The sequence below is a fragment of the Bacillus pretiosus genome, assembly GCF_051294775.1.
Classification (GTDB): Bacteria; Bacillota; Bacilli; order Bacillales; family Bacillaceae_G; genus Bacillus_A; species Bacillus_A wiedmannii.
On record NZ_JBPPHF010000005.1, the window covers coordinates 118,437 to 137,628 of the forward strand.

13 protein-coding genes are annotated in these 19,192 nt (G+C 31.5%); 7 read left to right on the forward strand and 6 right to left on the reverse strand.

The window, feature by feature from the left end; translation table 11 throughout:
* Positions 1-85 precede the first annotated feature (85 nt).
* Both ACSG5Z_RS23820 and ACSG5Z_RS23825 read left to right on the forward strand, forming a co-directional pair.
* Positions 86-628, forward strand: a complete 543-nt coding sequence (locus ACSG5Z_RS23820) for a stress protein (protein WP_435712288.1) — start codon at positions 86-88, stop codon at positions 626-628.
* Between the two features lie 542 nt (positions 629-1,170).
* Positions 1,171-1,467 carry a hypothetical protein gene (locus ACSG5Z_RS23825; RefSeq protein ID WP_098343806.1) on the forward strand — a complete coding sequence of 99 codons (297 nt, stop codon included), beginning with the start codon at positions 1,171-1,173 and terminating at the stop codon, positions 1,465-1,467.
* A gap of 128 nt (positions 1,468-1,595) precedes the next feature.
* Here the strand turns inward: ACSG5Z_RS23825 and ACSG5Z_RS23830 are convergent, their stop codons facing one another.
* Positions 1,596-1,688 (reverse strand): IS3 family transposase, encoded by a 93-nt coding sequence (locus tag ACSG5Z_RS23830; RefSeq protein ID WP_161796075.1) that lies wholly within the window; start codon positions 1,686-1,688, stop codon positions 1,596-1,598.
* 23 nt (positions 1,689-1,711) lie between these two features.
* Positions 1,712-1,930, reverse strand: a complete 219-nt coding sequence (locus ACSG5Z_RS23835; RefSeq protein WP_088609731.1) for a hypothetical protein — start codon at positions 1,928-1,930, stop codon at positions 1,712-1,714.
* A gap of 424 nt (positions 1,931-2,354) precedes the next feature.
* Here ACSG5Z_RS23835 and ACSG5Z_RS23840 point away from each other — a divergent pair, with 424 nt between their 5' ends.
* Positions 2,355-3,029 carry a hypothetical protein gene (locus tag ACSG5Z_RS23840; protein WP_435712289.1) on the forward strand — a complete coding sequence of 225 codons (675 nt, stop codon included), beginning with the start codon at positions 2,355-2,357 and terminating at the stop codon, positions 3,027-3,029.
* A 359-nt stretch (positions 3,030-3,388) separates the two neighbouring features.
* Here the strand turns inward: ACSG5Z_RS23840 and ACSG5Z_RS23845 are convergent, their stop codons facing one another.
* On the reverse strand, positions 3,389-3,853 hold the full coding sequence (locus ACSG5Z_RS23845; RefSeq protein WP_435712290.1) for a hypothetical protein: 465 nt from the start codon (positions 3,851-3,853) through the stop codon (positions 3,389-3,391).
* A 251-nt stretch (positions 3,854-4,104) separates the two neighbouring features.
* Positions 4,105-4,359, reverse strand: coding sequence for a hypothetical protein (locus ACSG5Z_RS23850; RefSeq protein ID WP_435712291.1), 255 nt, complete (start codon positions 4,357-4,359; stop codon positions 4,105-4,107).
* Between the two features lie 196 nt (positions 4,360-4,555).
* Here ACSG5Z_RS23850 and ACSG5Z_RS23855 point away from each other — a divergent pair, with 196 nt between their 5' ends.
* A complete protein-coding gene (locus ACSG5Z_RS23855; protein WP_097952597.1) occupies positions 4,556-5,182 on the forward strand; it encodes an ATP F0F1 synthase subunit alpha in 627 nt (208 codons plus the stop codon).
* 239 nt (positions 5,183-5,421) lie between these two features.
* Here ACSG5Z_RS23855 and ACSG5Z_RS23860 read toward each other — a convergent pair whose 3' ends face one another.
* Positions 5,422-13,020: a non-ribosomal peptide synthetase gene (locus tag ACSG5Z_RS23860; protein ID WP_435712292.1), complete on the reverse strand. Its 7,599-nt coding sequence runs from the start codon at positions 13,018-13,020 to the stop codon at positions 5,422-5,424.
* Between the two features lie 366 nt (positions 13,021-13,386).
* On the opposite strand from ACSG5Z_RS23860, the gene ACSG5Z_RS23865 reads away from it, so the two are divergent.
* Positions 13,387-14,313, forward strand: a complete 927-nt coding sequence (locus ACSG5Z_RS23865; protein ID WP_435712293.1) for an aldo/keto reductase — start codon at positions 13,387-13,389, stop codon at positions 14,311-14,313.
* A gap of 345 nt (positions 14,314-14,658) precedes the next feature.
* On the forward strand, positions 14,659-14,925 hold the full coding sequence (locus ACSG5Z_RS23870) for a hypothetical protein (RefSeq protein ID WP_016136232.1): 267 nt from the start codon (positions 14,659-14,661) through the stop codon (positions 14,923-14,925).
* 429 nt (positions 14,926-15,354) lie between these two features.
* On the opposite strand, the gene tnpB is transcribed toward ACSG5Z_RS23870, so the two are convergent.
* Complete coding sequence (gene tnpB, locus ACSG5Z_RS23875; protein ID WP_210627560.1) at positions 15,355-16,476, reverse strand: IS200/IS605 family element RNA-guided endonuclease TnpB; 1,122 nt, start codon at positions 16,474-16,476, stop codon at positions 15,355-15,357.
* A gap of 1,610 nt (positions 16,477-18,086) precedes the next feature.
* On the opposite strand from tnpB, the gene ACSG5Z_RS23880 reads away from it, so the two are divergent.
* Positions 18,087-18,815, forward strand: coding sequence for a glycosyltransferase family 2 protein (locus tag ACSG5Z_RS23880; protein ID WP_435712294.1), 729 nt, complete (start codon positions 18,087-18,089; stop codon positions 18,813-18,815).
* Positions 18,816-19,192 lie beyond the last annotated feature (377 nt).

The following is a 19,192-nucleotide window of genomic DNA, read 5'->3' on the forward strand; positions in this document are numbered from 1 at the left end:
ATTAAGTTTCTTATATACATAAAATTTGTTTATTTTTGCATTTTTATTATTTTTTGACTATTAATAATTTAAAGGAGGTTTTTTTATGAAAAAAATGAAAAAGTTAGTGAACGTTGCTTTAGCTGGAGCTATCGGTATAGGAGGATTGGGGGCGTTTGCACCAACAGATGCAAGTGCAGCTGAGATTTCTCCTTCTAAAACAAATATTCCTACTAACTTATCTACTGAATTACCCACTAATTTTGTAGAGTCTAAGTTACCAAACGCAGCGAAAGCTAGTGCAAATTTAGATGTAAGTATAGATGTATTAGGTATCGCTAATTTGATTAGAAATGCCATCAATAGTCAAACTAATCGTTCAGGATTTGTAAAAGGCGTAATGGAATCAACATTTTATTCTGCAGGTCAACGCTATAATGTTATGGTTTTTAATTTAAACCATAACTATGATGATCGTTTTAACGGTGTTAAATTCTTCGGAACAACAGTATATGATGGAATCACTTTTGGAATTTGGGTATTTGAAGATGGGGAATTCACGAATAAAGGTGATGGTGGATGGATTAACTGGGCATTTAGAGGTTGGTTCGATCGCGATGGTGGCCATGTTAAATTTTATCGTCCGTAAAAATAAACCACAAAATCAGCCAATTTTGCGGTTTATTAAATAAAAAGTATTATTAAGCCTAGGAGATCATATTCTAAAATCAACTCCTAGTAAAAACAGTATAGATGATATTTATTAAAAAGAAAAGCACTCCGAAGAGTGTTTTTCTTTTTTTGTTTAAAATTAAACAATTGGAATTTTTAGTATTGAACTACCCCCACTTTCATTTCGTTTAGAAGTGAAAGTGGGGGTAGTTCAAAGCTGCCTTTCTTGTATGAATTATAAATTTTTACACATACTATTTACGGAATGCTTGAATCATTGTCATTGAAAATGTTCAGCACTTCCGCTCCTTAAGAGAACAGTCTACGCAACTGTTCTCTTTCCTATTTCCTTTTTCACACATATAATATGACAAGCATTATTAACTCCGCTACAATCAATAGCATCTCAACATTCTCAACGTTTCCTCAACAATTTCACAATATTTTTCATGGACAACAGCACACTTTCTCAACAGTTTTAATATCTTAATATTAAATACTGAAAGGAGATGTTGAAAAATGACTTGGTTCATTATTTTAGGATTTATGCTTATTTTAATAATAAGCGGTTTTCATGCACATAGTATTCATATCATTTTCAAAATAGGTTCAGATACAAAAGCTGTGCCAAGTTGGTCTTTCGTTAATAAAATAAACTTCCAAACATTAAAAGAATTAATAAAAGGACTAAATAAGGATAAACTTAAAATCCTTACAATAGGAGAACTTGTTATTCCTTTAAGTTTCTTTAATAAATTATTTAGTAAAACATTAATTTTTCTATTCCTATTCTTTTACTCTCAATACTTAAACTAACGTAATATGAGATGAATTAGAAAATAACAATCACTAAGCGTAGCAAGCCAACAATCGATCGCCTATGATGAACTGGACCTGAAGAATTAAACAAAAAATTAAGCGGCTGTTTGAATGTGAGTCCGGTATTATACTGGACTCATTCTTTTTAACTGTACTTTGATTTTTTTGCGATTGTAATGAACTATATAATTATCTAATACTATCTTAATATGTTCCATACCTTCGAATTTTGTAAGATAAATTACTTTTGCTTTGTCTTGTTCTGTAATTCCATCTCTTTTTGAACGAAGGCCTTTAACTTTTTTAAGTAATCGATTTCCATACGTAAACATTCATTTTCATCTTTTAATGCCTTTATAGCCTCTTCAATAGCTACATTATCTAACTTCGATCTTGTATTTGTAATTCCCATAGCTGGATCCCCTTTCTTGTTTGTATATAGGAAATCCATGTCTTTCAAATCATATATTCCCCTTCATCTACGAACTATTTCAATGAATTCCTTAACAAAAACGATTCATTTATTTCCTTTTTTATTAATCTATTTCTAAATATTTCAGATCTATCCATTGAAAAATCCACCTATATTCATTCCATATTTCTCTCTCCTAAATGAACGTAGTACATATTATCCTCAATACATTTATAGGTTTTTATAGGATTTTTAAAAAAATCTACTTACATTTAAATAGTCATACCACTTTATTCTGTCAACTCCATCTATATTGATAAATATAAAAAAACAAATTTATTTGACATTTTAATGACTTGTAACAGGAAAATATTTACATTAAATAAAACCTAATATATCTTTAATTTGTAAGTTGTAGTTAGTTGGCCAACTTTCCATACAATTTAATGATATAAAATAAGGGGGATCTAAAATGAATCAAGTATTAAAGAAAAGTAAGAAAAAAATGATGGATTTAGTTGGTTCACTTCTAATTTCTCTATCAATGTTTTCAGCTACTAGTTTTGCAGCTACAGAAGGTGCTATAAAAAGTGTTACAAATAGTACCTATACCGGGATTGCAGCTGATATAAATCTACCAAAATCAGTTGTTGTTAAAGATGGATATGTGAATTGGTATTTAGGTATTGGAGCATCTAAAGTTGAGGGTGGTATTTCCAAAACACCAAGTGGATATAAAGTATTTCTAAATTCAGGATATAATGAATCAGGTCAAAACAGTAAGTATTGGAACACACAGTATGATGCATCAATTAAAGATGGTGACCGAGCAAACCTTAAACTCGTTAATAACGGAAATGGTACGGTTACTATGTATGTAAATGGAAGCCCTAGATATGCAAATCAGCCTGTATATGGCTCATTTTCTCAATATGAACCAGTAAAAATGGTTCAGGGGGTTGAAGATACTGGACGTAATTCCTTTAGCCAAGCTAGCTTTTCAAACGTACTTCTAAGAACAGATACATCTGGGGCTACCTACAAAAGTTGGAATGGTTCAATTTCTTCCTCATTTTCAAGACACGGTACTTATGGTAACAATTTCACAGTTTATTCTCAAGTACCATTAAGCACAAGTTTACGCTAAAGGTGTTATTTGAATAATAATGTTTTTGAAAAAAGTAGTTGCATTTGCGACTACTTTTTTATATAGGGTCCATTGTAATAGATATTCGCGCCAATATAAATACCATCTTTCAACTTTTTCAAAAAACAAGCTGTTTATTTAAATGTTATGTACAAAAAAACGTAGAAATATTTAATTTCTACGTTTTTTATAGGTTAATCAATTAATTCATTTACTATTACAATTCAAAGTCATACTTCGTTTGATAAGCCACTAAGTAAAAATAATACTCCGAAAAAATAACCCCAACTAGCTTTACGCATATATCTCTTGAAAAAACAAGAAACCACCCATTTGGATGGCCTCTAAATTTACTAGTTTTAATATTTTTCTGCTACTAAAATATAATCAAAGTTATTATCTTCATTCCCTCTTACCGATGAACTTACTTCAATATAATAGTCTTCCCATTCTTCCGCTTCAAAAACAATTTTTTCCATATCATTCGAAAGGTTCAAAGATTTTTTTATTATTTTACCTTTCGAATTTCGTACAAATAGATCAAAATCATTATCATCATGCATTCCCTGCAAAGTAACTTCAACTTTCATGGTATCACTTGGAGAAAATTTAAAGATATCTATACCGTCTTTATCGTCTAAATTTAAATTGCAATAAACCACACAATCATACCCTAAATCTAGTCTATTGGCTGTTTCAAGAGTATTATTTGGCTCCGTATCTCTAAATTCTTTCTGTTTTCTAGCAGCGTCCACAAAACTTGTACTACTAAACACAAGTGTTACGGTTCCTAATAATATAATCCCTAATTGTTTTAAATTCATTTTCCTCATCCCCTCATTATTTTTTGTGTTTATTACGACAACGATATACCTATATTTTACTATTTTGTAAATAATTTTACTATTGAAAAAATCTGTTTATCTTTCTTTATTTATTTTACAATCATTTTATTAACGTTTTCTAAGAGTCGAAGTTTTCGAGTCGGTATGTTAAAATCTGTTTCCCCATCTTTTAGAGCTCTACAAAAACAGGTGGATTAAGCGGATTAATTTGCAATAAAAAATAGAAATAGTCAGTCATGGTAGCCTATTTCGTCTTTTTTAGATGTATTAAATGGCTTGTATTTCTCTCTTAATCCTTCGATTTCCTTACACTTCTCCTTAATATCCTCTCGAAGAGATAATCTAACCTTGTATAATTTTTTCACAGTTATAATTTTCCACTGTTTAATTAGGAAATTCATATGTTGACCATTTACGCCTAGAATTTTTCTTTCCCCATTTCGCACGAAGGTTCCTTTTTGCTCTACGGTAACAATTTCATACATACACATCTTCCTTTCCATTTGAATGATAAATTATTAAATCAAGATTTATTATTATGCAAAATTACATTCCAATTGTAGTTGATAATCATTCTTATTGTAACTATAATGATTACATGTTAGGTGATATACGAAAGTTATTTACGAATTAAACCTAACTGCGCATTTAACTACAACCGGAATGGAGATGTTATAAGGTATGAAAAAAATCATTTTAGCTGGTGCATTAGGAATTGCAGCTCTTGCAGGCACAAATCTACCAGGATTAGAAGTAACAAAAGCAAGTGCAGCTTCTATCGAGTCAAATTTATCAACAATTGAAGGGCGTGTAGTTGAGGTTACTGATAATGTTATCTCTGTTGAATCAACAAAGTATTCAGAGCCTATTAGTATTTATTTAAACTCTACACCAAATGTAAAAGTTGGTGATCAAATAAAAGCTACTGGTGCAATGATGCGTAATTTTACGGACTATATGGTTGCAGAGTCAATTGAAAAGGTTCAAGGTACTGATACATTACACCAGGGAAGTTATTTAAAACATGTTTTTGCATACGAATATGAAATAGGACATGTTACAAAAGTAGATAAGTTTAAATCTGGAATAGAAGAATATAATTATGTAATTGTTCAATATACTGGAAATGACGGAAGTAAACGTAATGTTACGGTTTATTTGACACAAGGGCAGAAATTTAATGTAGGTGAAAAAGTTAAAGTGCATATGGCGAACGCTGAAAGAAGTAATGAGTGGTCGATAACAGATGAGATTGAAAAAGTTAATGATTCTCAAGCATTAACTGATGATCGATGGATTTGGTCTTAATATAAAATTGTATTTTTTCTCTAATTAAAAATAATTATTTGTCTTAGTTAATTTCTTCTGTTTGTAATATGAAGAATTGAAATATTAGCCAACCAACTAAATGTATAAACCTTTTAATTGAAAAGAACTTGTAGATAAAACTACAAGTTCTTTTTAATTTTCCAAACGATAAGGGGAAGTAAGCAAACATTCAAAACTTCATATTTATAGACCAATCTGTTCAAAATCGATTGTATATTCTATAGCAATATTGGTTCTTTAATGGTTGGTAAAAACTCGATACTCATAGCATAATTTAATAACAAATTGATATACTCTTGATTTGGCTCTAAACAATGTATATTCTTCAAATATCCTTGCGTGTATAAACAAGATGGTATAGCTACTGATAGCTCTTCTACAGATTCTAATAAAGGCATTATGAGCTCTAAAGCTTTCTGTTCATCAGTGGTTAGATTCGTATTAAAAAACTTCTCTATATACTTTTCTTGTTTCATTAACATAATATCGTATCCAAAAGCTTGTAAACTATTAATAAATTGGTCCCATTTAAGCTGAGTTGGATTACAAATATGCATGGTTTTATTTATTGTATTGACCTTATAGGATAATTCAGTAATAGCTAAACTTCCATAGTCTACAGGCGTTAAATCTACATACGTATTGATGTCAGGTGCTATGCTAGATAGGCATATCCCTTTTATTAATCTATAAAATGCATTTTCATTAATATTGTATTGAAATTTACCCGTTTTAGAGTTACCCACTAAATTCCCCACACGGTATATCGTAGCACGAACCCCTTTTTCCATTGCTTCTCTGACCATTTTCTCGCCTTGAAACTTACTTTCTAAGTACACATTATCTAAATTTTGCCCTCTATCAAAATTAGACTCAAAGAATTCAAATTCTTTTGGATCGCTTTCAGCCTGCCCTACTACACTTAAAGTAGATATATAATGAAAACGTGCATTTGTATTCTTAGCTAATTCCAATAAATATTTTGTAGACTGAACATTTACCTTTTGAAAATGATCGCGTTCTCCATAGTGTCTAACTTCTCCACCACAATGTATGATTGACTCTACCTTATTATTTAAATGGTCCAATTGCTTTGAATCTAGACCTAAATTTATCAAAGATAAATCTCCTTCAATTAACTCTACTCTCTCCTCCAACTTTTGGAGAATTTCTTTACCGAAATAAAACATCATTCTTTCTTTTAACTTTGAACCAATTACTTGATCCTCATGATTTCTTACTAGACAGTAAATAGTCGTAGATGGCAACTGTAATAAGCGTTCTAAAATGTGTGCTCCTAAATATCCTGTAGCCCCTGTAAGGAAAACTGCTTTTGGATAATTCACCCTATCTATCTCACATTCTTCTAATTTATTTCTTTTATAAACAGGAGTCGTTTTCGTTTCATTTTCTATATATGCTACATTCATGTTTTTCTCTTTCTTGAACGACATTTCTTCCATTTCTTCAATATGAGAGGCTAATTTTTCTATTGTTCTATACTTAAAGAAATCTTGGATTTTCAAGTTAGGGTATAACGGTTTTAATTTGACTAATGCCGGCATAACTTTTAAAGAATGTCCACCCAAATTAAAGAAATCATCTTTTAAACCTATAGATTTAATGTTTAGAACTTCGGACCATACTTTTGCAATGTTTTTTTGCACTTTAGTTTGAGGCTTAAGTATACACTCATCGTTTTGCTCATTATCAAACTCTATTTCTGGCAGTTTTTCGAAATCAATTTTCCCATTAGCCGTTATTGGTATTTCTAACACATGAGAGTAATATTTAGGGATCATATATTCTGGCAATACATTTGATAAATATAAAGCTAACTTATTTTTCTCTATTTCTAAACCGTCCACTGTTTTATAATAAGCTTGCAATAGCATTCCATCTTTCGTTTGTGTTACCACAGCCTGATTTATCCCCTCAAATTGTAATATTGCATCTTCTATCTCCCCTAGTTCAATTCTGTGCCCTCTAATTTTAACCTGCTTATCTTTTCTTCCCATAAATTCTATATTTCCATTTGGTAACCACTTTGCTAAATCACCTGTTCGGTATAACCTTTTACTGTTATCTTCTGAATATGGATTTGCAATAAATGTCTGTTTTGTTTTTTCTTCCTGCTTCCAATACCCTTGGGCCAATCCTAAACTCTCAATATATAATTCGCCCATGCCCCCTACCGGACAATGTTGCATATATGAGTTCAATATATGAACCTTTGTGTTAGAAATTGGAATGCCAATCGGTATACTACCTAAAATGTTATTTTCGCATTCTAAGTCTGGTATGAAATAATACATCGCTGAAACAGTTGCTTCCGTAGGACCATACTCATTTACCAGTTGCACTTGGTTTTTAAAAGTATTTTGCCAACTCCTAATAGCATTTGTTGATGCAGCTTCCCCTCCCATTATCATAAATCTTATCGAACGTATCTTTTCACTATCCAGTTTATTTAATGAAGTCGATAGTTCATTAAAAAATACTGTTGGTAAATCAGAAATAGTTGCTTGTATTTCTTGGACAGCTTGGGCATATGCTGCAGTTGAATAGCGCTGTTCATCACTTAATACATATAGTTCCGCCCCATTTAACAAAGTAGAAAAAATTTCCGATACAGAAGAATCAAAACTATGGGAATAAAACTGTGTTACTTTATCATTTGGTGAAATATGAAATACTTCATTTCTCCATTCAACTAAATTTAATACTCCTTTATGAGTTAATAATGTACCTTTTGGTTTGCCTGTTGATCCTGAAGTATAAATTACATAGGCCAAGTCATCTGGTTTATTTAAAATTTTCACATCATCATTTATTGTCGTACGATATATATCCTCTATTATTGAAACGTTATAACTACTTGAATTCAAATGATTTTTATATTTGTAATTCGTTATAATTCTACATGCCTCGCTGTCACTTACTATATAATTTATTCTATCCTCAGGGTATTTTACATCGATTGGTATATAGGCAGCACCGGCTTTTAATATTCCAATCATAGAAACGATACTATTCATACTTCTATCTAAAAATATGGCTACCTTGTCACCTTTTTTTATACCTTTATCAAGCAAATGTTGAGCTACTTGATTAGAACTCCTATTTAATTGCCTATATGTTAAAGACTCTGTTTCAGTCGCTATAGCAATCCGATTTGATTGTCTTTCTACTTGCTTATAGAATTGCTCCTGTATATTTTGAAAATAAGGATACGGTCTTTCTGTATGATTTACCTTTCTATATAGAGATTCCTCTTCCAGTGATAGGAATGAAAGATTCTCATATACCACTGTTCTTTGATGAATAAATGCGTCCAGTATATTAAGTAAATTTTGAGTAAACCTATTAATTGACTCTTCCTTGAAAAGATTAATATTATACTCAAATGAAATCTCTACATAATCAGATCCTTCTTCAACAGCTAAAGAAATGTCAAACTTACTAACATCTTGTTTATTAGGTAACAATTGAAGCTTGTAAGCATCATGTTGTTGCAAAATATCTTTCTGGTAACTAAACATAGTAGAAAAGATCGGGTTATTTCCAAAGCTTCTATCAGGATTTATTTGCTCAATTACTTTATCAAATGGGTATGATTGGTTTTGGAAAGAATTCAAACATTTTTCTCTCACTACTTTTAATAGCTCTTTTAAATTTTTCACATCATTTAATTGTGTTCTAATAGCTAAAGTATTTACAAAAAATCCTTGTATTTGTTCAAATTCTTGATAATTCCTTCCAACAACCGGTGTACCTACAATAATGTCTTTTTGATCCGTGAGATAATGTAACAATTGAATATATGCTGCCAAAAATAGCATATACATCGAAACATTCTCTTGTTCACATACTTGTTTCAAAGACTCTTTCATTTTATTATCTAACTTCATTTCAAATACTGTACCTCTATTTGTACTTTGATGATTCTTACTAAAATCTAAAGGAAGATTTAGTATAGGAAGCGGTGCTGCAAGTTCGGCCATCCAATAAGATTTTTCTGTATCCCACCGACCTAATTTTAACTGCTTCTGTTCCCACTCAACATAATCTACATATCGATTAGAAATAGTTGGCAACTCAGGATTTCTTCGTTTAGCAAAGGCACTATATACCTTCATTAATTCATCTAATAAATTCCTTACACTCCACTCATCAGTAATAATGTGATGTAAATTGATATATAAATAGGATTTTTTCTTATCAAGATTAAAAATTCTAATCCGGAAAAGCGGTCCATTTTCCAAATCAAATGGTGTATGATCCGTTTGATTTATTGTTCTACGTATATATTCTTGTTGTTCCTTTTTAGCCATGTGTTCAATCTCATGGTGTGTCAGGTCAATCGCTATTGATTTTAATATGACTTGTCTAGGCTCCCCATTTTTTTCAATAAACATTGTTCGGAGCATCTCGTGTCGTTCAACTAAAAACCTTATGGCGTCCTGTAAAATATCTTTTTTCAAACTCGGCTCAATATATATGTGTAGTGGTGTATCGTATACTCTATTAATAGCGTTTGATTTATTTAAAAACCAGATTCTTTTTTGAGCACTTGATAACTGATAACTTTCCTTATCTGCAACTTTTAATATTTGCATCTTCTGTTCTTCCCTATCATGATTTACTTCCATTAATTTATCGATGTAAGCAGATAGACTAGCAATTGTTGTATGCTCAAAAATATCTCTAATTTCTATTTTCAAATGAAACTCTTTTTGAATTTGATTTAATACTTGCACAGCAATTAATGAATGTCCCCCAAGTTTAAAAAAGTCGTCATCTCTACTGATTCTATATTTCCCTAAATTTAAAATCTCTGACCATGTTTTTGCCAACCTTTTTTCTGTGCCACTTATTGGTGGTATATATTGATTTTGCATATTTTCAAGTAAAGATGGGATTTGTAATTCTAATTTTTTTCTATCAATCTTACCACTTGGTGATAATGGAAATGTTTTAAGATGAAATATATAATTTGGCATCATAAAATCTGGTAAACTTTCACTTAAGAATGTTTTTAATTCCTCTTGTTTTAGTTCTGTATTGTCTTTTGATACATAAAAGCTAGCAATTTTGTCATTTTGATAAATTACTACTACTGCATCTTTTACCTCTGGGTGTTTAAATAATGCTCTTTCTATTTCATCAAGCTCAATTCGATACCCACGTAGTTTTACTTGATTATCTTTCCTTCCGATAAATTCTAAGTTTCCATTTGGTAAAAGACGTACTAAGTCCCCAGTATGATATATTTTTTCATTGCGATTATATGATTTTTTGAAAGAAATAAATGCCTCTTCTGTTTTTTTCTTTTGATTTATATATCCTTTAGCAACCCCATCACCACCAATGAATAACTCACCTACTACTCCTGCCGGACATAACGTGTTGAACGGACTGACCACGAAAACTTTACTATTAGCAATTGGTTTACCTATTGGGATATTAGAAGTTTCTTCTTTTATCTCATGATTTACTTCATAAATGGTTGTACATACAGTAGCTTCAGTAGGACCATATGCGTTAAGAATTGGAATCTTTAACCCTACTTTACTTTGCCATTTACGAACTGATTCAGCAGGTATGGTTTCCCCTCCCACAAATACACATTTTAAGGAATTTAATTTAAGCAACATTTCTTTTGGCATATCAGCTATTAATTTAAAAAATGCAGTTGGTAAAAGAACAAATGTAATACCATTCTTGTTAATTACATTTATAAATTCTTCTGCAGAACGTTTTTCCATTTCAGAAATTAAATGCATTCTTCCTCCGCATAACAAAATCGGAAACATTTCCATAATGGAGGCATCAAAAATCATTGTTGCAAATTGTAAAAATACATCATTTTTGTCTACATTAAATTGATTCATTAATGAATATGATAAATTAATTACTCCTCTATGTGGTACAACTACTCCTTTTGGTAAACCTGTTGAACCTGACGTGTAGATAATATACGCAGCATCTTCTATGTTATGTGTAGACGCAATATTTTCTTTAGAATTAGTGTAATGAAAATCCTCTAGAAAAATTGTATGAATCGCAAAACTTTCAATTAATCCCCTGAATTCTTTCTTTGTAATAATCATTTGACTTTCACTATCTTTTAATATAAATTCTATTCTTTTTTCAGGAAACTTTGGATCGATTGGTACATAAACTCCACCTGATTTTAGTATACCTAGGATGCATACAATTGTATCGATCTCTCTCACCATAGTAATACTTACACGCTGTCCCTTTTTTATATCATTTTCACGTAAATAATTCGCAATTTGATTTGACCTTTGCTGCAAGTCATAATAGGTAATCGATTTATCCCCCATTGAAATCGCTATTTGATTTGGCGATTTTAATGCTTGTAGATCAATTAATTGATCTAATGTTTTTGAATTAGGATATGCAAGAGTATTTGAGTTTATATCTTTGTATAAACCATGTTCCTTTTTTAAAAGTAAATCCAATGAATGGATAGGTTCGTTCACATTCTTCATTAGTTTTTGTAACAAATATATATATCTTTCAACTAAATCATTCATACTATCTGGTTTATATAATGCTGAATTATAGTCAACCTCAATTTTATTCTCTGTTTCCCCTTCATATCTCATTATTCTCCAGGTCATGTTAAAAGGATTTACTCTTTTACAATCTGTTAAAACTGTGGACTCAATATCGGGAATTTTCAATTGAGGTATCCTTACCGTATTAAATGCTGTTGAATAAATCATATTATGATGTGTATTATTATTTAGATTTAAATCTCTTACTATATGTGAATATGGATTATGTTTATACTTAATAGCCAAATGAACAGATTTATTCACCTTGTTAAGTATTCCCTTAAATGTATCACCTTTTTCTATTGTTATACGTATAGGTAATGTATTAACAAAATAACCAAAAGCATTTCCTTCTTCCCTTTGTGGTCTAGTATTAATTGGAATACCTACAATAATTTCTTCAGCATTTGTCATTTGATGAAGCAAGGCACAATAAGTACTTAACATAACCCGATAGACACTTATGTTATTTCTTTTAGCAAAACATTGTATTTGATAAAATAAATCGGCATCAATATTCTTGCTTATATTTTTGTTCGTATATATCGGTTCATTCATTTTATTAATAGTAGCAGGAAACTCTGTAGGAGGTAATTCACCTTGTAAATAATCTTTCCAATAGGATGATCCTTCTCTATATATTGCACTGTCAATAAAACCTTTTTCAAATTCTACAAGGCTCTTATAAGGAGATTCTAATACTAAACCCGTATTTTCTTGAAGTAATTCACAATACGTATGAGACAATTGTTGGATAAAAATTCCTAAACTACATCCATCATAAATAATGTGATGAAAAACCATATGTAAAATAAATTCATCTTCACACAATTTAATGATGTGGAATTTAAACAAAGGCCCTTCTTCTAAATTAAATTTCTCATTCACTATAGAGTCTAAGAATTTTTTAAAAATAAATTTTTGTTCTGTGTTTTTAAAAGCAGTTAAATCCTTAATTGGTATATCAAAATCTATACTCTTTTGAATGAATTGTTTAATTTTTTCGTCCCTCTTAATAAATAGTGTACGTAGCGCCGGGTGAGATTGCACCATTAAAGTAAGCGATTTCTTAAAGTTATCTATTTGAAGATTTCCTTTTAGCTTTATTATGATAGCTTCATTGTTCATTCCATTTTCTAATTCCATTTGATGAGCTATCCATAATGCTTCTTGCCCTACTGTTGCATCCAATTCTTCTACAATTTCATATTGCTTTTGTATTTCCTTCATATGAATTTCTCCTTTTATAAATATTTCAAAACGGATAATATTTATAATTACAACTATATGTACACATTCTGCGATTTGTAAATGTATATTTTCCGACTAAATTCAACATTTATTTCGCTTATTGCATAGTTATTAAAATGATGAATAAAATTCATATTTATACCGTGAAAGTTCATACTTTTATTCAATTTAAGCATAAAAAACCATTTTACTAATAATTCCAATTACTTTTTATAAAGTAATCTCATATATATTTATTAAAATATATACTCTAATTTACACCCCGAAAACAAATTCAAGAATATTCCAACTGGTGGCTATATATATTTCTAATAATATAAACTGAAATGGAGGAGTCCGTACATAATGGAATATAGATTATTAGGTAACACGGGATTAATAGTTTCAGAGATAGGATTTGGTTCTTGGGCGATTGGTGGAGATGAATGGGGAGTAGTAAAAGATAATGAATCCATTGATGCAATCAATAAAGCAATTGACCTAGGGGTTAATTTTATTGACACTGCTGACGTTTATGGACTAGGTCATAGTGAAACACTCGTTGCAAAAGCTATACATAAACGTAGGCAGGACATCATTCTTTCTACAAAAGGTGGATTAATTGGTCATCATTATGACCCCAATCAACCAGCCGTTTATGGAGATCCTCAAAAGATCATTGATGCGTTTGATGCTAGTTTACTGCGGCTTAAAACGGATTATATAGATTTGTACTTTTGTCATATTTGGTGGGATAAACCTGAAGAAACAGAAGCCTTTCTACAAGCTTTCCAAACCTTAAAAAAATCTGGCAAAGTGAGAGCAGTTGGCGTTTCTACTAATGATTTAGATTATATTAAACATTTTAATCAGAATGATGATTTAGATGTTGTACAATTCGATTATAGTATTTTAAATAAAGAACCTGAAAAAGACATCCTTCCTTATATTGAAAAGCATAATTTAGGTGCTGTGATAAGAGGTCCACTTAAGATGGGAATTTTAACAGGGAAATTTAATCATGAAACCCAATTTACAGACGATGATTTAAGAAAAGATTGGCCCAAAGAAAAGTGGTTTAAAGATAGCCTAAACAAGGTAGAAAAATTACGTTCACTTGTACGATCAAATCGAATTCTCGCGCAAATTGCCTTACGGTATGTTTTAAGCCACCCAGCTGTTTCAGTTGCCATCCCTGGTGCAAAAAATTCTACTCAGGTTGAAGAAAACTCCTCACACTTAACTCGTCCATTATTATTGGATAATGAAATTGAATTTATAAAAAAACTTTGATAGCTCGTTATTCTCTCATAAAAATTTTACTAATTTAGCTACTAATTCACCTCCTATTCCCTATGTCTACCTATTCTTCATCAAAGAATTCAATATAAAATTTACAATAAAAGTAAATAAATGTTTTATATGAAGATTACTTAGGGAAAAGGAGCGTAATTTACTAGATTCCTCTTTCTTCTCATTATTTTTAAAGCGTTTTTAGATCTAATTCTATTACATTCTTGCTAAATAACATCTCCACTAATCATTAACAATTTGTATAGCTATATAAAGACTCTACTAAATCATTAAAGGAATCTCCTTCCTCCTATCGAATTATTGTAGAGGAAAGGAGAGGAATACATGGAAATTCTAGGATTAGATCCTCGCGCATTAGCGACTTTAGGTGCACTTGAATACACCAACCGTCGCAATAAATTAATTGAAGACTCGGAGAATAACATATACGAGTGTAAAGAAATAAAAGAAATCCTTCAATCACTCCCTAAAGAGAAGCAGATTGAGGTTCTTGAGAATCAAGCTTACTTTGAAGCTGTGGCAAAGATGATTGAACAAAACAATTTAATTCTTTTAGAACAGATGAAAGCTCTACAGCTAATTCAGAAATAACAAACTTATGATTGATTAATTCTACATATGCTTCCATATATAATGTCTCTTTATCTATACTACCGGCCTCTGTTTTTACAGGGGCTTTTGTTATGTTCTTGTTCATATTTTGAATTTGGGTGGTTTCTTTCACATGTATGAATAGGATCTTCTAGTAAGCCTGGTGTAGATTCTAATTCCTGCTTTTCAATTTCCTCTGTTACAGCACTGATAAAATTCCCATAGTACTTTTGCACCTAATAGTTCTGCTAATCGTTTTTCACGCATTTCAAATGTTTTTATATCCATATATAGTATTATTCTTCCACCTCTCCCGACTTATTTATTCTACAAAAACCATAATTATCCTCTTATTTGAACTACCCCCACTTTCATTTCGTTTAGAAGTGGGGGATTCCCAAGTAAAGAGTTCTATCGAACTCTAATTGATTAGGCTAACCCCGCAGTCCTTGCGGTTAGAAGCCTTATTGCTTCATTCTTTATATTGATACTTGCGTTAATATCCCTATCATGGTGTGTACGACAAGAAGAACAGTCCCATTTACGTAGGTTTAGATTTTTAACGTCTTTGTTTTGATATCCACAACAAGAACATAATTGGCTGGAAGCAAATGTTTTCGATACGGCAATGACTTGTTTGCCATACCATTTTGCTTTGTATTCCAACATGGATCGAAATTGCGACCATGATACCTCACTAATTGCTTTTGCTAACTTATGATTCTTTAACATATTCGATACTTGCAAATCCTCTATACCGATAACATCGTGGCTTTTGATGATTTCAGTTGAGATTTTGTCCAAGTAATCTTTTCTAGCATTTGATATGTATTCATGAATTCTAGCTACTTTTACTCGTTGTTTATTCCAACGAGAAGATCCTTTCATTCTTCTAGAAAGAACACGCTGTGCTTTCGCCAACTTATCTTCTAATGATCGGAAAAACTTCGGATTTTTATAGGGTGTTCCATCTGATAAAATGGCGAAATCTTTTAGTCCTACATCTATCCCAATGTAAGAATGTGTTTTCGGAAGTTCTTGTACTTCTGTTTCAACTAATAGTGACACAAAATATCTACCAGAAGGGTTCCGTCTAACTGTAGCATTTACAATACGTCCCGTTATTTCACGACTTTTGGCAAATCGAACAAGACCTAGTTTTGGTAATTTTATTTTGTTTCCTACAACGGCAATGTTTTCATTTGTTTGTTTTGTGATATAAGATTGTACGTTATTCTTCTTGGATTTAAAACGCGGGGCACTATTTTGTTTTTTGAAAAATCGTGTATACGCATCCGCAAGGTTGCGAACAGACGACTGAATCGCAATACTATCCACTTCTTTGAGCCAAACAAACTCTTTCTTCATGGCAGGAAGTTTGGCAGAGCATGTACCATATGTTAAACCTTTTCCAGTTTCTTTATATGCGTGATTCCATAGGGATAGGAAATGATTGAATACAAAGCGAGAACAACCTATCGTTTTATTAATTAGAATTGCTTGTGCTTGATTTGGATAGATACGAAACTTAAAGGCTTTATTAATTATCATTTGATTCACCTCCATTTCGGTATATGACTATCATACACCAAACGTATATTCGATGGATAGCGAAGTAACACTTTATGTATGTCGAACAATTAAGATGGCTTCCTGCCATCCCTTGTTCGAAGCCAATTCATCTCCCACCTACTCACTTCGCGTCCCTTGAGGAAGGAGTCTTCTTGGCTAAAATGATAAATAACACAAAAGCCATCACCTAAGTGCAGCTTTAAAATACAGTTTTTGTTTAGCTATCTTTCATTTCCGAATAATATTTTTAATCCTGTTGATACTATTTCTGTAACTTAAAGTTACAAATTATTTCTGTAAGCGTAGCGTTTCTTTTGTACAACGAGCAATTAGTTTTATTAACTAGCTGCTTTGTTGTGCAAAATGAAGTTTTTGTCCAAGTTTTTCACCATTCGATAAAATAAACATAATAATAGTTAATGAACAGACATTTATAATCAATCTCCTAAGGAGCACTTTAATTAGGTGCTCCTTTCTACATATACAATTTAGATATTATTGCGATAGGTAAAACTTTGAAGTTATCTCCATCTTTCCCCGGCTTAACACTGTACGTGCGATTTTCATTACATACAGCGTCCCATATTATCCTTTTATACTAAAAAACAATGTTGTACTCACCTATGTATTCATTCCCTTTTCTTACGAAAAGTCCAATTATCTTACTCGATCCTGTGAGTTACATATAGTTGATTTAGTTTTCAACGAACAAGACTAGGGACTATCCCTCCACATTTGTTACATGCTTCGTTGGTACTGTGAAGAATAAAGCAATTTCGGTTCGTTAGAACCTTATATACATCTGTCTGCTAGTAGGCGTTAGTGACAGTTTCTTGCTTAACACGTTCCGATTGACTTAGCTATACATATATCCTTAGGTGCTTACTTTAAGCCTGTTATCTTTACATCCTCATCGTTAGATGTTCCGAAATTCATATCATTTACTCTTACTTTTCGGTAGATAACGTCGTTATTGACGACATACACATTTCTAATGTATTAATAATTTAGACCCGTACGTTCGCAAGTTTGTCAGTCCGTTATTTTGGACATTCTCACCATAAATATTTTGTAGCATCCCGACCTATCCATTACCATACGATTTCTCACTTAGGTTGTGTTCAGCCGACTTCACCTAGATTCATACAATTTTTGACTACTATCACGCCTTGCATATAGGAGGATCAGATAAGTAGTTTCAGCTCAACCTGACGGCTTTCATTCCTACTTTCAGTCAAACAGTTGTTGTTATCAAAGTGATAACGCTCCTCTTTCGTGTTTACACACTTATAAGGAAACGTGCCGCACAAATAGCGTTTTTGCAAACTTTTCCCGATTGTTCCTTCTTTATTTCTAACGCATGTAGTAATAATTCTATCCCTCTTTAACATCAGCTCATTTATGCAGAACGGATTTTACCATTGTGTACAAACATTTCTTCTTTTCATTAAATAATATATAAAGACAACTTAAGTAACAGAGCGCTAGATACATGTGACCAATTATTTTTATGAAAAGGAGGTTTTTTTATTAATACAACACTAATTTCTCATTTCTTCAACGAAGAGTATCTGCTTCCATGGTGGTTAATGCACCACACAATGCTATTTGATCATGGTATCCTTATTAATCGGGGGTCTACTGATCGTTCAGTTGAGATATGTAGATTATTTGCACCTCATTGGGAAATCCGCAATTCAAAAGTATTAGAGTTTGATGCCTTATTAGTTGATCAAGAGGTTATGGAAATCGAAAAAGAAATTACAGGATGGAAAATGGTATTGAATACCACTGAATTTCTTTGCTGTTTTGATAAGGAAGCATTTTTTTCATCTCTTACTTCTTTAAAACAAAACATGTATGCCATTAGAACTATTCTCATGGTCGATGATCCGACTCACGGTTATACTAATCCGAGATACGGAATTCCCCTTGTCAAACAGCGTTATCATGGAATAATAATCCCCCCTACTCCTCCTGCACCTTACTATGGAGGTAGATTGATCCACAATTATTCGCATGGTAACTATACAGCCGGAAGGCATTGGTCAAATCATCCATTTATGGTTTACATGTATCCTGCTTTCGTTTTAAAATTCTTTTACAGTCCATGGAATAAAGCTATGCAAAACCGAAAATTGCAAATTGGTCCTACACTTTCTACACATAGCATCCAGCATGGCTTAGGTACTCATCACCTAGCAACACTAGATACATTAGAAAAAAAATATATAGAATTTGCAACCTCTACTACTGACCTTCGGTTAGTCCCAGAATATCAAGTTATATTTCCAAATTTATGTTTTCCTAACTATTAATACATCTAAAAAAACATTTTGAAACTTTTCATACAGACAAAAGTCAATCCGCCTTTACAAATCATCGTATTACTAGAATTATTCAAATAACAATTTTGTTGTAAAACTGCACATACCTACACAGCATGCATAGACTATCGTGTGGTATTCTTTTTCAATGTTAGTTTTACTTAAGGAGCGCCTTGGAAAGCGCTCTTTAGTTTTCAAATAAAAATTCTGGTCAAATGATTCACATTCTTAGAAAAAGTCATATATATTATCATGTATTCTTTTACAATAAGAGTCTTGGTCTTAAGAACACTTTTAAAAGTGTTCTTTTAATTTATTTAGATTTACATACAGTAAACATAAAATAAACTGACAAGACATAGTTGCAT

Excerpts from the sequence above, each read along its gene's own strand:
- ACSG5Z_RS23840 (WP_435712289.1), top strand. The coding sequence starts at position 2,355 with ATGAATCAAGTATTAAAGAAAAGTAAGAAAAAAATGATGGATTTAGTT.
- ACSG5Z_RS23870 (WP_016136232.1), top strand. The coding sequence starts at position 14,659 with ATGGAAATTCTAGGATTAGATCCTCGCGCATTAGCGACTTTAGGTGCA.
- ACSG5Z_RS23865 (WP_435712293.1), top strand. The coding sequence starts at position 13,387 with ATGGAATATAGATTATTAGGTAACACGGGATTAATAGTTTCAGAGATA.
- tnpB (WP_210627560.1), bottom strand. The coding sequence starts at position 16,476 with ATGATAATTAATAAAGCCTTTAAGTTTCGTATCTATCCAAATCAAGCA.
- ACSG5Z_RS23830 (WP_161796075.1), bottom strand. The coding sequence starts at position 1,688 with ATGGAACATATTAAGATAGTATTAGATAATTATATAGTTCATTACAAT.
- ACSG5Z_RS23820 (WP_435712288.1), top strand. The coding sequence starts at position 86 with ATGAAAAAAATGAAAAAGTTAGTGAACGTTGCTTTAGCTGGAGCTATC.
- ACSG5Z_RS23845 (WP_435712290.1), bottom strand. The coding sequence starts at position 3,853 with ATGAATTTAAAACAATTAGGGATTATATTATTAGGAACCGTAACACTT.
- ACSG5Z_RS23855 (WP_097952597.1), top strand. The coding sequence starts at position 4,556 with ATGAAAAAAATCATTTTAGCTGGTGCATTAGGAATTGCAGCTCTTGCA.
- ACSG5Z_RS23825 (WP_098343806.1), top strand. The coding sequence starts at position 1,171 with ATGACTTGGTTCATTATTTTAGGATTTATGCTTATTTTAATAATAAGC.
- ACSG5Z_RS23850 (WP_435712291.1), bottom strand. The coding sequence starts at position 4,359 with ATGTATGAAATTGTTACCGTAGAGCAAAAAGGAACCTTCGTGCGAAAT.
- ACSG5Z_RS23880 (WP_435712294.1), top strand. The coding sequence starts at position 18,087 with ATGCACCACACAATGCTATTTGATCATGGTATCCTTATTAATCGGGGG.
- ACSG5Z_RS23860 (WP_435712292.1), bottom strand. The coding sequence starts at position 13,020 with ATGAAGGAAATACAAAAGCAATATGAAATTGTAGAAGAATTGGATGCA.